The sequence below is a fragment of the Lentzea aerocolonigenes genome (assembly GCF_000974445.1).
In the GTDB taxonomy this organism is placed as follows: domain Bacteria; phylum Actinomycetota; class Actinomycetes; order Mycobacteriales; family Pseudonocardiaceae; genus Lentzea; species Lentzea aerocolonigenes.
Map to the genome: position 1 here is coordinate 195046 of NZ_BBOJ01000004.1, position 12815 is coordinate 207860.

Consider the following 12815-nt stretch of genomic DNA (forward strand, 5'->3'; position numbering starts at 1 on the left):
GAGACCTCCGCTCACGATGTGGTACGCGGGCCCCGCCATGCGGGTGGTCCGGGACACAGCGGACCATGGAGGTGTGTCCCACCACCCCATCGATGTTGCCCTGCCCCAGCACGTCGAAGAAGCGTTGACCACGTACCTGGCCTCCCGGCGCGCGTCCGGCGAGGCGATGGACCCGAGCTTCGCGAGCGCGGTGGACGCGCTCTCCGGTTTCGTGCTGGGCGGTGGCAAGCGCATCCGCCCGACCTACGCGTGGTGGGGCTGGCGCGCCGCGGGCGGTGATCCCGACGGCGAGCTCGCGGACGAGGTGCTCACGGCGGTCAGCTCGCTGGAGCTGATCCAGGCGTGCGCGCTCATCCACGACGACCTGATGGACGCCTCCTCGGTGCGCCGGGGCAAGCCGACCGTGCACATCGCGTTCGGCGCGCGGCACCGCGAGCAGGGCTGGCTCGGTTCGTCGGAGCGGTTCGGCATGTCGGCGGCCGTCCTGATCGGCGACATCGCGCTGGCGTGGGCGGACGACATGCTCTTCGCCGCCGGGCTGCCGCCCGAGGTGCTGCGCCGGATGAGCGAACCGTGGCGGGACATGCGCACCGAGATGCTGGCGGGTCAGTACCTCGACGTGCTGACGCAGGCGCGGGGTGACTCCTCCCCGGACGCGGCGCTGCGGATCGACCGGCTCAAGACCGCCGCGTACACCGTCGAACGGCCGTTGCACATGGGCGCGGCGATGGCGGGCGGCTCGCCCGAGCTGATCGACGGGCTACGGGCGTTCGGCGCCGACATCGGCGTCGCGTTCCAGCTGCGCGACGACCTGCTCGGCGTGTTCGGCGACCCCGAGATCACCGGCAAGCCCGCGGGCGACGACCTCGCCGAGGGCAAGCGCACGCTGCTCGTCGCACTCGGTATGCAGTTCGGCGCCGATATATTGGATATTGCTCTGGGCAAGCCGGATCTCGAGCTCGACACGGTCGAGGAGGTCCGCCGCACGCTGGTGAAGGTCGGCGCCGTCGACGCCGTCGAGGAGCGCATCGAGGAGCTGACGAAGAGCGCGCTGGCCGCCCTCGACGCGGCTCCCGTGGCCGAGCCGGCCGCCACCAAGCTGGCCGACCTCGCGATCAGCTCCACGAAGCGGACCTTCTGAAGTCGATCATGACCCCAGGGATGTCCCAGGGATGTCCCTGGGCCGGCGGCACGGTTTCTGAGAGTTGATTAACTCCTCGTGACCAGTGGGGCCGTTGCCTGCTGACGCTTCCGCGCCTTGTGCAACGATGTTCGGGCGATGGCAGCAACTCCGTCCCTCCCCCGCACGAGCTCCGAGGTCACTCCACAGGAGCTTCAACCAGTCGTGCGCACGAACACTTACGCCATCCCCATCCGCACGACCATGCTCGGCCTTCTCGGCGTCGCACTGGTCGCGCTCGGCGGCATGGGGGCGGGCGCGATCCTCGAGCGCGACCCGTTGCTCATCCAGGTCGGTCTGAGCTGGCTGCGCTACGGCCACGGCCGCGACCTCGCGAGCATGGTCCTGTACCTCGGCCTGGGCCTCGTGATCTGGGCGTGGGTGCGCCTGGGCAGGCTCGTGCGGTGGGGCGAGATCGGCGACTTCGCGGTCCTGGTCGCGGTGACGGTGTGGACGTTGCCACTGCTCTTCGCTCCGCCGTTGTTCAGCAAGGACATCTACAGCTACCTGGCGCAGGGCCAGCTCGCGCTGAGCGGCTACGACCCCTACACGGTCGGGCCCGCCGTGCTGCAGAGCACCCTCAGCGAGAACGTCAGCTGGGTCTGGCAGCACACGCCCGCACCGTACGGACCGCTCTTCATCCTCGTCGCCAAGGCGATCGTGTGGGCGACGGACGCGAGCGTCATCCTCGGCGTCGTCGCCATGCGGCTTTCGCTCGCGGGCGGGCTGGTGCTGCTGTGCTGGGCGCTGCCGGGTCTGAGCCGGCACCTGGGCGGCAAGTCCGCGGTCGCGCTGTGGCTCGTGGCGGCGAACCCGCTGCTGCTGATCCACCTGGTCGGCGGAGCGCACAACGACCTGCTGATGATCGGGCTGATGGCGGCCGGTGTGCTGCTCGTCCTCGACCACAGGCACGTGCTCGGCTTCGTGCTGCTCGCCCTGGCGTTCTCGGTGAAGGCGACGGCGGTCGTGATCGTGCCGTTCCTCGTCTGGATCTGGGCGGCCCGGCTCGAGGGCGACAAGCGGACCCAGTTCCGCAAGGCTCTGCTGCCCGGCCTGGCGGCGTTCCTCGGGACGTTCGTCGTGTGCACATTGATCGCCGGGGTGACCCTCGGCTGGATCCCCGCGCTGCGCAGCTCGTCGATGATCATCAACTGGCTGTCGATCCCGAGCGCGGTCGGCGACTTCGTGCGCATGGTCGTCAACTGGTTCGTCTACGTCGACGGCGGCATCTTCATCGGCGTCGCGCGGGCGCTCGGCTCGGTGGTGCTGATCTGGATCGCGTACACGCAGTGGTGGACGGCCCGCGACGGTGAGGTGCGCGACACCATCAAGCGCGGCGCGCTGACGATGCTGGCCGTGGCGCTGCTGTCCCCGGCGACGCTGCCGTGGTACTTCAGCTGGCCGCTGGCGCTCGCCGCCGGGTTCGCGTGGAGCACGGGCGCGCTCGTCGCGATGACGGTCGCGTCGGTGTTCCTGCTGCTGGTCACGTTCCCGAACGGCGACACGGCGCTGTACTCGTGGGGCTACCTGTTCTTCGCGCTGGTGGTGTCGGCGCTCGCGGCGCGGTCGCTGGTGAAGCCGGACCCGTTCGGCCTGTCCAGCCGCCACGAGTGAGGCTCGACCCCGTGAAACTGGGCGAAGCCTATGCCGTCTGCCGCCGGGTGAACGCCCGGTACGGCAAGACGTTCTTCCTGGCGACGACGCTGTTGCGCCCCGAGCAACGGCCGGCGGTGCACGCGCTGTACGCGTTCGCCCGCTGGGCCGACGAGATCGTCGACGCGGCCGGGGTCGAGGACAGGGCGGGTGAGCTCGACCGGCTGGAACGACTCCTCGAGAAGGCCCCGTCGAACCCGCTCCTGCACGCGCTGGCGGACACGACGCGGCGCTACGACATCGACCGGTCGCTGTTCACGGACTTCCTCGCGTCGATGCGGATGGACCTCGACGTCACCGAGTACGCCGACCTCGACGCGCTCGGCGTCTACATGCGCGGCTCGGCGGAGGTCATCGGCCTGCAGATGCTGCCGGTGCTCGGCACCGTCGTCCCCCGCGACGAGGCCGAACCGTACGCGGCACGGCTCGGGGTGGCGTTCCAGCTGACGAACTTCCTGCGCGACGTCGGCGAGGACCTCGACCGCGGCCGGGTCTACCTGCCGCAGGACGTCCTCGGCGCGCACGGCGTCGACCTCGACCTTTTGCAATGGTGTCGTCGTCATCGGCGCGCAAACGTGCGGTTGCAAAGGGCGCTCGACGACCTCGTCGCACACTCGTATGCGATATATCAGTCAGCTGAGCCGGGGATTGCGATGCTGTCGCCCTCGTCGAGGGCTTGTGTGCAGACCGCCTTCACCCTGTATCGCGACATCCTCGGACTCATAGGTCCGGAGGTGCTGTGGCGGCGGGTGGCGGTGTCGGGTTCGCGACGTCTCGCGGTGGCAGTGCCCGGCGCCGGCCGGGCACTGCTCGCACGTGCGATGGCGAGATGAGCCCCGCCTTAGATCACGACAACTCCGACGATGTTGGACGTCGCGGAGGCGTAGACGCTCGTGCCGGGGAAGTACAGGCGCAGGTCCGCGGACGCGTCGATGGTCAGCTTCGCGGTGAACGTCGAGTTCGGGGCGCACGACCTGGTGTAGATGTTCGTCCACGTCGACGCACCCACCCGGACCTGGGCGAACACGTCGAGACCCAGCGTGAGCTGACGCTCGCCGCCCTGGGCGCCGAGCTTGCCCTTGATCTGGAGCTGGTTGCCCTTCTTGACCTTGACCTTGGCGCCGCCCGCGTCGAGCTCCAGCGTCGTCGGCTTGGCGTGCACGGCCGGCGCGGCAGTGGCTGCGACCGGCGAGAGGAGCAGCCCGACGGCGGTGACGCCGGCGAGCAGAGTCTTGATGATCATGCCCACCAGTTCAGGGGTTCCAGGCGTCTCTCGCCTGCGGAGACGCCTGGAACCGCTGTATCGGGTGAACTAGAAGCCCATGGCTTGCGCGCGTCGCTTTACCTCACGCCCACGGTCTCCGCGCAATGCTTCGATCGGAGTGCCAGGGAGGCTCTCGTCCTCCGTGAAGAGCCAGCGCAGAATCTCGTCCGTGGAGAAGCCCTGGTCGCGCAGCACCGTGATGGTGCCGGGCAGACCCTTCACCACACCTCCGGCGGCGAGAAACGCTTCGGGAACGACGAGAACGCCGTCCCGCCGCTCGGCGAGCAGTTGCCCGTCGCGCAGCAGTTGGTGGACCCGGGTGACCGGCAGTCCCATTCGGGCCGCCACCTCCGGGAGAGGAAGAACCTCCAGGTCGGCAGCCAGTACATCCGCAGCGGCAGGAATCGCACTCACGGGGGTCACGATGCCATAACCGAACTGGGAACGCCCTTCCGCCAACCGGGTCATCCTGAGCTTTACCATCTCGCACTGTGGAGAGGTCGGTTTCGAACGTGATGGGTGGACTGCTCGAGCAGCGGTACCGGGTGGACGCCGTGCTCGCGCGCGGTGGCATGTCCACCGTCTATCGAGGTCGCGACACTCGCCTCGATCGCGATGTGGCCGTCAAGGTGATGGATCCGCACCTGACCGCCGACCCCGCTTTCGTCGCGCGCTTCGAACGGGAAGCACGCGCGGCCGCGCAGTTGCATCACCCGGCCGTGGTGTCCGTGCACGACCAGGGCGTCGACGGTGACCAGGTGTACCTGGTGATGGAGCTGATCGACGGTGGCAACCTCCGTGACCTGCTGAACCAGCGCGGCAAGCTCGCTCCCGCCGTCGCGTTGAGCGTCCTCGGGCCGGTGCTGTCGGCGTTGGGCGCCGCGCATCGGGCCGGGCTGGTGCACCGCGACGTCAAGCCGGAGAACGTGCTGATCGGGCCTGGTGGCCAAGTGAAGGTCGCGGACTTCGGACTCGCCCGTGCGATCGCGGAGAACGGCGTCACGAGCGACAGCGAGATCCTGGGCACCGTCGCCTACCTGTCACCCGAACAGGTGGAGACCGGGGCGGCGGACGCGCGCAGTGACGTCTACTCGGCCGGGATCGTGCTCTACGAGATGCTGGCGGGTCAGGCGCCCTATCGCGGCGAGACGCCCATCTCCGTGGCGTACCAGCACGTGAACTCGGACGTCCCGTCGATCCCGGAGATCCCGCTGGCGCTCGACACGCTGGTGCGCAAGGCGACGCGGCGCGACCCGTCACTGCGACCCGCGAACGCCGAGGCGTTCCTCATCGAGCTGGAGCGCGTTGGCGCGGAACTGGGGCTGACGCCGCAGCCGGTGCCCGTTCCCGGTTCGGCGCCCGAGAACGACAGGACGGTCGTCATGCGGCCGGTTCCCGTGTCGGTCGGCGCCACTCCCCCGTCGATCGCGGAGGCGACCAGGCCCGTCGTGCCGCCGCCGCCGATGTCCTCACCGATGTCGGGAGCCATGACCACGGTGCAGACCGGCCCGCCGACGCCGCCGCCGGGCATCGCCGGCACGCGGGCGATGCAACGGCCGGAGCAGCCCAGACGCCGTCCCGTGCAGAGGAAGCCGAAGGTCGACCCGGTCGAGGCGGAGCGCAAGCGCCGCAAGAAGCTCTTCATCATCTGGGGTTCCGTCGTCGCGGTGCTGGCGTTGATCGTCGGCCTGTTCTCCTGGTACCTCGGCGCGGGCCGCTGGACGGCGGTGCCCGCGGTGGTCGGGCAGACCGAGCAGAACGCGGCACAGTTGGTGCGCAACGCCGGTCTCACGACGCTGTACGAGAAGGTGCCGTCGAACGACGTGCCGAACGGTCAGGTCCTGCGCACCGAACCCGGTGAGGGTTCCGAGCTGCGCAAGGGCGAGCCCGTGAAACTCGTCGTCTCGCGAGGCAAGCCGGTGGTGCCGTTCGTCAACGTCGGTACCGAGGTGGACGTCGCCACCAAGGACATCGAGGCAGCGGGCCTGAAAGCGGCCAAGGACCCCTCGAAGGACGCGTTCCACGACACGGTGCCGATCGGCAAGGTCGTGGCTCTGGAACCGCGCGCCGGTACGGCACTCAACATCGACAGCCCGGTGATCCTCGTGCTCAGCAAGGGGCCGTCGCCGCGCACGCCGGTGCCGAACGTCGCGGGCAAGACGAAGGACGAGGCGTTCGCGGAGCTGCAGCGCGCCGGCCTGGAGCCGGTCGAGGCCACCGGTGACGACGCCGCTGAGAACGACCAGTCGCGCGTGGCGCGGACGGATCCGCCCGCGGGCACGGTGCTGGAGGGGGCGGGCAACAAGCGCGTCACCGTGTTCTTCCAGAACAACCGCGAGGTCGAGGTTCCCGACGTGACCCGGCAGAAGGTGCGCGAGGCCAAGGAGGAGCTCGAACGGGCCGGCCTGAGGGTGAAGGTCGAGTTCAACAAGAGCAACAACGCGACCGTCGTGAACCAGTCGATCCCGCCGCGCACCCGAGTGAAGCGCGGTACCGAGATCACGATCGTCGGTCTCTGACCAGGTAAAAGCGAAGGGCCCCGCGTTCTCGACGCGGGGCCCTTCGTTCTTCAGCTCGTCTTCAGGAAACCCGTCAGGACCGCAGCATCTCGGCGACGAGGAACGCGAGCTCGAGCGACTGCTGCGTGTTCAGGCGCGGGTCGCACGCCGTCTCGTAGCGGCCGGCGAGGTCGTCGTCGGAGATCTCCTGGGCGCCGCCGAGGCACTCGGTGACGTCCTCACCCGTGAGCTCGATGTGGATGCCGCCGGGGTGCGTGCCCAGGCGCCGGTGCACCTCGAAGAAGCCCTGGACCTCGTCGACGATCCGGTCGAAGTGCCGGGTCTTGTAGCCGGTGCTCGACTCGTGCGTGTTGCCGTGCATCGGGTCGCACTGCCAGATGACCTTGTGGCCGCTCGCCTCGACCTTCTCGACGATCGCGGGGAGCACGTCGCGCACCTTCTGGTTGCCCATGCGCGAGATGAGCGTCAGACGGCCCGGCTCGTTGCGCGGGTCGAGACGCTCGACGTACTCGACAGCCATCTCCGGCGACGTCGTCGGGCCGATCTTGAGACCGATCGGGTTCGCGAGCATCTCCGCGAACGCGATGTGCGCGCCGTCGAGCTGGCGGGTGCGCTCACCGATCCACACGAAGTGCGACGACAGGTCGTACAGCTTCGGCTGGTCACCGGTGGTGTCCAGGCGGAGCAGCGCGCGCTCGTAGTCCAGCAGCAGCGCCTCGTGCGAGGCGAAGATCTCCGTGCCGTGCAGCGACTGGTCGTTGACGCCGCACGCCGACATGAACCGCAGGCCGCGGTCGATCTCGCCGGCCAGGGCCTCGTAGCGCTCGCCGGCGGGCGAGGTGCGCACGAAGTCCCTGTTCCAGTCGTGCACGCGGTGCAGGTCGGCGAGACCCGCGCCGGTGAGCGCCCGCAGCAGGTTCATGGCCGCGCCGGCGTTGGCGTAGGCGCGGATCATGCGGCCGGGGTCGGGGATCCTGGCCTCGGGCGTGGCGACCAGGGAGTTGATGATGTCGCCGCGGTAGGACGGCAGGCCGAGGGCGTCGATGTTCGACGAACGCGGCTTGGCGTACTGGCCGGCGATGCGGCCGACCTTCACCACCGGCAGGCTCGCGCCGTAGGTCAGCACCACGGCCATTTGCAGCAGGGTCCGGATGTTCGCGCGGATGTGCGGCTCGGTGTTGTCCGCGAACGTCTCGGCGCAGTCACCGCCCTGCAGAAGAAACGCCTGCCCGTTCGCGACCTGCGCCAGTTGCGTGTGCAGCCGGTCGATCTCGGCGGGCACGGTGATCGGCGGCACGCTCTCGAGCACGGTCCGCACGCGACGCACCTGTTCGGCGTCGGGCCATTCGGGCTGCTGGGCAGCCGGGCGCGACAGGGCGTCGTCCAGGCGCTTGCGCATCTCGGGAGGCAGCGGCGGAAGCTCGGGAAGCGTGTCGATGGGCACGTCCACGGTCCAGTTCACGCTGCTCAGCTTAGTTGTTCCACACTGAGAGACCCGGCCGGGCCTGTCAGCTGTCAACGGGCCGTTGGCCTGCGCCTCGTCCGGCACGCGTGAAGTCTGTTACGTGTCAACTATCCGCCTCTGCCCTATTGAGACGCGGCCCTGCATGATGTGGGCCATGAACGCCACCCGATTGGATGACAGCACCGCGACCCGGCTGCTGGCCATCGCGATCGACAACATCCAACGCGACCACCCGGTGCACTGGACGCACGTGATCGACGGCGATCACCGGCTCGTGCCCCAGCGGGTGCTGCACCCGGTGTTCGCCGGGTCGTTCGACTGGCACTCGTGCGTGCACCAGACGTGGCTGGCCGTGCGGCTGCTGCGGCTGCGACCTGCGCTCTCGGGGGCCGACGCGGCCCGTGACGCGCTGGACAAACTCATCACGCACGACAACTGCGCCACCGAAGCCGCCTTCTTCGCCTCGCCCACGGGGCGGTACTGGGAGCGGCCGTACGGGTGGGCGTGGCTGCTGCTGCTCGACGCGGAACTGAGGAGCTCGGACCTGCCGTGGTCGGTGGCACCGATCGCGGACGTGCTGCGCGACCGGTGGCTGGAGTGGATCTCGGCGGCGCGGCTGCCGATCCGGACGGGCACGCACAGCAACACGGCGTTCGCGACCGGCCTGGTGTTCGATGCCGCCCAGGCGAACGGGGACACCGAGCTGGTCGAGGCGTGTACCGCCGCGGCACTGCGGTGGCATCGGGACGAGGCAGGGTACGGCGGCTTCGAACCGGACGCCGCGGACTTTCTCTCCCCGGCGCTGACGACGGCCGACCTGATGCGGCGCGCGCTGGGCACCGCGGAGTTCGGCGACTGGCTCGACGCGTACCTGCCGGACCTCGAGTCGGAACGGTGGCGCGTGCTGCGCGAGCCGTTTCCGGTCGACGACCCGAGCGACCCCTACGGCTCGCACCTGGCGGGGCTCGCCTTGTCGCGTGCCTGGAACTGGGAGGCGATCGCGGACTCGCTGCCGGACGGGCACCGGTACACCGGACTGGCGCGGACGGCTTCCGCGGCGCATCGCGAGGCAGGGTGGACGTACGTGTTCGGCGGGCACGGGTACATGGCCGACCACTGGCTCGGCACGTTCGGCGCCTACCTCGACGTGAAAGCCTTCTGACCTGCACTGATCGACCCTTGTGCAAAAGACGTTTGCGGACGTCCGCAAACGTCTTTTGCATAACTGATATATCGGTGCATGTTGCACCGCGCGATCGAGGCGGCTCGGCGGTCATGTGCGGCGATGTTGACGACGCCGTAGAGGCCATCAAGAGCCTGCTGGCTGCCCAGCAGGCTCAAGGTCGGCATACAAGCGAAATGCCGGGCGTCGACAGTGCGACACCCGGCATTCAGCGATCCAGTATCCGATATATCAAGCGCCGAAGAAGACCTCGGCCTCTTCGTAACGCTCGGTCGGAACCGTCTTGAGCTCGGCCGTCGCCTCGGACAGCTTCACGCGCACGATCTCGGTGCCGCGCAGCGCGACCATCACACCGAAGTCGCCATCGGCGACGGCGTCGACGGCGTTGAGGCCGAAGCGGGTCGCGAGCACGCGGTCGTACGCGGTCGGCGTGCCACCGCGCTGGATGTGGCCGAGGACCGCCGCGCGGGACTCCTTGCCCGTCCGGTCGGCGATCTCCTCCGCGAGCCACTGGCCGACGCCACCGAGGCGCACGTGGCCGAAGGCGTCGCGCTCGCCGGAGTGCAGCACCTCGGCGCCACCCTCGGGCATCGCGCCCTCGGCGACGACGATGATCGGCGCGAACTCGCGCTCGAAGCGGCGCTCGACCCACTCGACGACCTTGTCGACGCTGAAGGGGCGCTCCGGGACGAGGATGACGTTCGCGCCACCCGCGAGACCCGAGTGCAGCGCGATCCAGCCCGCGTGCCGGCCCATGACCTCGACGACGAGCGCACGGTGGTGCGACTCGGCCGTGGTGCGGAGGCGGTCGATGGCCTCGGTCGCGATGTGCACGGCCGTGTCGAAGCCGAACGTGTAGTCCGTGGCGCCGAGGTCGTTGTCGATCGTCTTCGGCACACCGACGACGCCGATGCCGTCATCGGTCAGGCGCTTGGCGACACCGAGGGTGTCCTCGCCGCCGATGGCGATCAGCGCGTCGATCTGGTTCTCCGCGATGACCTCGCGGATGCGGTCGACACCGCCCTCGACCTTGTACGGGTTCGTGCGCGACGAGCCCAGGATGGTGCCACCGCGGGTGAGGATGTCCTCGACGTCCGCGAGGCCGATCGGCTTGGTGAGGTTCTCGATCGGTCCCTGCCACCCGTTGCGGAACCCGACGATCTCCCAGCCGTGTGCCTTGATGCCCTTGCGGACCACGGCCCGGATCACGGCGTTCAGACCGGGGCAGTCACCACCGCCAGTGAGCACACCGATGCGCATCTGCTTGCCCAATCTCTCGTGTTCTGTGTCACTCAGACTTTCACGAGCTGTATCGGTGCAGCAACGCGGGTCTCACTTACCGGACGGGAAAACCGGTTTTCCGGCGGTGTTCCTCGATCACCTTCCACCGCGCGAGGTTGTGGCGCGCGTCGGCGAGGGCGTCGTGCGCGTCGACCGGCGGGGCCGGGAGCTTGGGGCGACCGACGTCGTCCCAACGCTGGCGCAGGTCCCGGGTGAACCGGGGCAGGGCACGCGGCAACGCGGGCATCGCGCCCCACAGCTGCGCCAGCGCGACGTGGTCGTAGGCGGCGAACCAGGCCCACAGCTCCACCTCGTCGCGGGCGGCGTTGCGGGCGCCGAGGAAGTCGAGCAGGTCCTCGCGGATGCGCGCCCTGCTGCGCCACGCCTTGTCGGACGGCAAGGGCAGCTGGTTGAGGACGTTCTGCCGCACCCACGGTCCCGCGCGCTCGGGATCGAACTCGGTGGACACGGCGTAGAACTCGCGGCCTTCCTCGTCGACCACACCGATCGACACGAGGTCGATCGTCACCCCGTCCTCGATGAACTCACAGTCGTAGAAGAACCGCACCGCGACACCCTAGGGGGTGCGGTCAGCCCGCCTTCGTCTCGGGCACCCGGTCGGCGGCCTTGCCCTGCTCGGGCACGCTCGTTGACTGTTCCTTCGCCTTCGCCGCGTAGACGTCGACGTACTCCTGGTCCGACAGCTCCATCAACGCGTACATGATCTCGTCGGTGATCGAGCGGAGCACGAACCTGTCGCCGGACAGGCCCTCGTAGCGGGAGAAGTCGAGCGGCTTGCCGATCTTGATGCGGATCGGGTACGGCTTCCACATCTTCGAGCCGATGGGGTTCGCCTTGTCCGTGCCGAACATCGCCACCGGGATCACGGGCGCGCCGGACTCCAGCGCGATCCACGCGACACCGACCTTGCCCTTGTACAGGCGGCCGTCAGGCGAACGCGTGCCCTCCGGGTAGATGCCGAGCAACTTGCCCTCGCGCACGATCCGCACGCCGGTGTCGAGCGCACCTTGCGCGGCGGACGCGCTGGACCGGTCGATCGGCACCTGGCCGACGCCGGAGAAGAACCACTTCTGCAGCCTGCCCTTGAGCCCCGTGCCGGTGAAGTACTCGATCTTGGCGGGGAAGGTGACCCGCCGGGACAGCATCAGCGGCAGGAAGAACGAGTCGGAGACGGCGAGGTGGTTGCTCGCCAGGATCGCGCCGCCCTCCTTGGGGATGTTCTCGGCGCCCTCGATGATCTTCGGCTGGAAGAACAGCCGGAGAATCGGTCCCAGGAGGACGTGCTTCATGATCCAGTACAGCACAGCGGGAAGCGCCTCCCTAGACACCGAACCTTGATCCCGGCAACCAGCCTACGGAGCCGACCGCATCTCACACAACGAATCCCTGGTTGGTGCGTCACGGCCAGACTGAGCCGACTGCCGTAACCCGCAACACATCCGCCCCGTGCAACGATGAGGGGTCAGAGGGTTGCGGCACATGGAGAGGCTCTGGATGAACGCCCGGCGCGACTCGACCGACGGCCCCGAGAACGTCGACGAGCTCTTTGCCGAGATCGTCGCGGGTCTCGAACGGGACGGGGTCGGCAAGGACTGGCTCGACCTCGACGAGGCGAGCCCACAAGGTGTGCACAGCAGCCTGCACGACGACTCCGGCGCACGCGACCAGATTCCCGACGACACGGCCCAGGAACTCGACGAAGAGCCCGAACGCCGAGATCGGGACGACGAGGACCACTACGTCCCGCCGGAGCCGCCGCCGTTCCCGGTGCTGCGCGCGTCCACCCTCGCCGCGCTCGGCCTGTTCGTGCTGGGCATCGTCCTGCTGGTCGCTCCGGGCCTCTTCGGACTGCAGCCGCGCATCGGCACTCCGCTGTCCCTCGTCGCGCTCTGCGCGGGTGTCGGCTGGCTGATCCTGCGCATGCGCAACACCCCTCCGCCGGACTCCGGATGGGACGACGGCGCCCAGGTGTGACACGTCACGTCCCGGTTGGTAACGGCGTGATAACGGCCACTCAAACCTTCAGATAACGATTCGGTCATGCCTACGGTGTCGGCATGGACCAGATGCAGCACCTGATGATGGCCCGCGCCATGGCGACCCTGGGCAAGAAGGACGCGGAGCGCGCCAAGCGTCGCCGCCCGCGCATCCTGCGCCTGCTCGGCCGCTAGTTCCCGGCCGTTCGAGCCGGGTGTTCGCGGCCGGCGAACAGACCCCGACACGCCCGCCGCGACGCCTCACCCCACGCA

At 69.0% G+C, this 12815-nt stretch carries 12 protein-coding genes; 6 read left to right on the forward strand and 6 right to left on the reverse strand.

What is annotated here, in order from left to right; all coding sequences use genetic code 11:
- Nucleotides 1-37 precede the first annotated feature (37 nt).
- The 3 genes from AOM45_RS09210 (at nt 38) to AOM45_RS09220 (ending at nt 3666) form a co-directional block, all read left to right on the forward strand.
- Nucleotides 38-1141: a polyprenyl synthetase family protein gene (locus AOM45_RS09210; protein ID WP_081901789.1), complete on the forward strand. Its 1104-nt coding sequence runs from the start codon at nt 38-40 to the stop codon at nt 1139-1141.
- 204 nt (nt 1142-1345) lie between these two features.
- A complete protein-coding gene (gene mptB, locus AOM45_RS09215; protein ID WP_030464985.1) occupies nt 1346-2794 on the forward strand; it encodes a polyprenol phosphomannose-dependent alpha 1,6 mannosyltransferase MptB in 1449 nt (482 codons plus the stop codon).
- 11 nt (nt 2795-2805) lie between these two features.
- Complete coding sequence (locus AOM45_RS09220) at nt 2806-3666, forward strand: phytoene/squalene synthase family protein (protein WP_236703255.1); 861 nt, start codon at nt 2806-2808, stop codon at nt 3664-3666.
- An 8-nt stretch (nt 3667-3674) separates the two neighbouring features.
- Here the strand turns inward: AOM45_RS09220 and AOM45_RS09225 are convergent, their stop codons facing one another.
- The gene (locus AOM45_RS09225; protein WP_156093538.1) at nt 3675-4076 is read right to left on the reverse strand and encodes a hypothetical protein; all 402 of its coding nucleotides are present in this window, start codon (nt 4074-4076) and stop codon (nt 3675-3677) included.
- 69 nt (nt 4077-4145) lie between these two features.
- Nucleotides 4146-4511 carry an Rv2175c family DNA-binding protein gene (locus tag AOM45_RS09230; protein ID WP_030464988.1) on the reverse strand — a complete coding sequence of 122 codons (366 nt, stop codon included), beginning with the start codon at nt 4509-4511 and terminating at the stop codon, nt 4146-4148.
- A gap of 77 nt (nt 4512-4588) precedes the next feature.
- Here AOM45_RS09230 and pknB point away from each other — a divergent pair, with 77 nt between their 5' ends.
- A complete protein-coding gene (gene pknB, locus AOM45_RS09235) occupies nt 4589-6616 on the forward strand; it encodes a Stk1 family PASTA domain-containing Ser/Thr kinase (protein WP_030464989.1) in 2028 nt (675 codons plus the stop codon).
- 73 nt (nt 6617-6689) lie between these two features.
- Here pknB and AOM45_RS09240 read toward each other — a convergent pair whose 3' ends face one another.
- Nucleotides 6690-8078 carry a class II 3-deoxy-7-phosphoheptulonate synthase gene (locus AOM45_RS09240; RefSeq protein WP_030464990.1) on the reverse strand — a complete coding sequence of 463 codons (1389 nt, stop codon included), beginning with the start codon at nt 8076-8078 and terminating at the stop codon, nt 6690-6692.
- Nucleotides 8079-8235: 157 nt separating this feature from the next.
- Here AOM45_RS09240 and AOM45_RS09245 point away from each other — a divergent pair, with 157 nt between their 5' ends.
- Nucleotides 8236-9243, forward strand: coding sequence for a DUF2891 domain-containing protein (locus AOM45_RS09245; protein ID WP_030464991.1), 1008 nt, complete (start codon nt 8236-8238; stop codon nt 9241-9243).
- Between the two features lie 252 nt (nt 9244-9495).
- On the opposite strand, the gene AOM45_RS09250 is transcribed toward AOM45_RS09245, so the two are convergent.
- The 3 genes from AOM45_RS09250 to AOM45_RS09260 form a co-directional block, all read right to left on the reverse strand.
- Nucleotides 9496-10524, reverse strand: coding sequence for a 6-phosphofructokinase (locus tag AOM45_RS09250; protein ID WP_030464992.1), 1029 nt, complete (start codon nt 10522-10524; stop codon nt 9496-9498).
- 76 nt (nt 10525-10600) lie between these two features.
- Entirely contained in the window at nt 10601-11113 is a 513-nt protein-coding gene (locus AOM45_RS09255; protein WP_030464993.1) for a polyadenylate-specific 3'-exoribonuclease AS, read from the reverse strand.
- Nucleotides 11114-11135: 22 nt separating this feature from the next.
- A complete protein-coding gene (locus tag AOM45_RS09260) occupies nt 11136-11870 on the reverse strand; it encodes a lysophospholipid acyltransferase family protein (protein ID WP_030464994.1) in 735 nt (244 codons plus the stop codon).
- A gap of 175 nt (nt 11871-12045) precedes the next feature.
- On the opposite strand from AOM45_RS09260, the gene AOM45_RS09265 reads away from it, so the two are divergent.
- Nucleotides 12046-12540: a hypothetical protein gene (locus AOM45_RS09265; RefSeq protein ID WP_236703257.1), complete on the forward strand. Its 495-nt coding sequence runs from the start codon at nt 12046-12048 to the stop codon at nt 12538-12540.
- The last annotated feature ends 275 nt before the right edge of the window (nt 12541-12815 follow it).

What these genes read in the sequence shown, in the direction of transcription:
- AOM45_RS09245 (WP_030464991.1), top strand. Translation starts at nt 8,236, where the DNA reads ATGAACGCCACCCGATTGGATGACAGCACCGCGACCCGGCTGCTGGCC.
- AOM45_RS09250 (WP_030464992.1), bottom strand. Translation starts at nt 10,524, where the DNA reads ATGCGCATCGGTGTGCTCACTGGCGGTGGTGACTGCCCCGGTCTGAAC.
- AOM45_RS09210 (WP_081901789.1), top strand. Translation starts at nt 38, where the DNA reads ATGCGGGTGGTCCGGGACACAGCGGACCATGGAGGTGTGTCCCACCAC.
- AOM45_RS09225 (WP_156093538.1), bottom strand. Translation starts at nt 4,076, where the DNA reads ATGATCATCAAGACTCTGCTCGCCGGCGTCACCGCCGTCGGGCTGCTC.
- AOM45_RS09265 (WP_236703257.1), top strand. Translation starts at nt 12,046, where the DNA reads ATGGAGAGGCTCTGGATGAACGCCCGGCGCGACTCGACCGACGGCCCC.